The organism is Salinimicrobium oceani, assembly GCF_012037645.1.
Map to the genome: position 1 here is coordinate 1 of NZ_JAAVJR010000258.1, position 586 is coordinate 586.

The window sequence follows — 586 nt, forward strand, 5'->3', positions numbered from 1 at the left end:
TGCACGTAAGAGCCTACTATTACCACATCTGCTTCAGCAACCTGTTTTGTATAATCTGCTTTGAGTTCTTCATTGGTCTTGTAGAGACCCAGTGTACAGAAACCGGGTGCAGGCATGTCACGGTGCGGTGAATACCACGGCACATCCTTCTCCAGGAACAGGATATCGTGGCCAAGAGCCTTCAGTTCTTTAAGAAGCGCCCTGTAAGTGGTGGCGTGGCCGTTACCCCAGGATGATGTTACTGAAAGTCCTATAATCACAAATTTCATGAGCTACTGTTTTGTTCAACGGGTTGATCTTCAGTTTCAAGTTTTTCAGAAATGACCGATTCCAGCAGCGCTGCCCTGTGGTTGTATGTATGTTCAGCAAGCACTTTTTTATAAGCGGCTTCGCCTATTGCTTTAGCTTTTTCAGCAGTTAGATCTGCAAGAAGTTGTTCGACTTCCTTTCCATCTTTGGCTACAAGGATCTCTTTACCCGGTTCAAAGAAAGTTTCTATGCCTTTCCAGTAGTCTGTAATCAAACATGCTCCCGCTCCGGCAGCCTCAAAAACCCGCGTAGCAGGGGAGAATCCGTATTTGGCCAT

The 586-nt window shown here is 46.2% G+C and carries 2 protein-coding genes; both read right to left on the bottom strand.

Going from position 1 to position 586, the window contains the following annotated elements; all coding sequences use genetic code 11:
• Positions 1-269, bottom strand: a 269-nt coding sequence (locus HC175_RS16600) for a hypothetical protein (RefSeq protein ID WP_209310034.1), incomplete at its 3' end; no start/stop codon positions are given.
• The coding region (locus HC175_RS16605; RefSeq protein WP_168139481.1) for a glycosyltransferase family protein at positions 266-586 on the bottom strand (321 nt) is incomplete at its 5' end. The genes HC175_RS16605 and HC175_RS16600, both read right to left, overlap by 4 nt.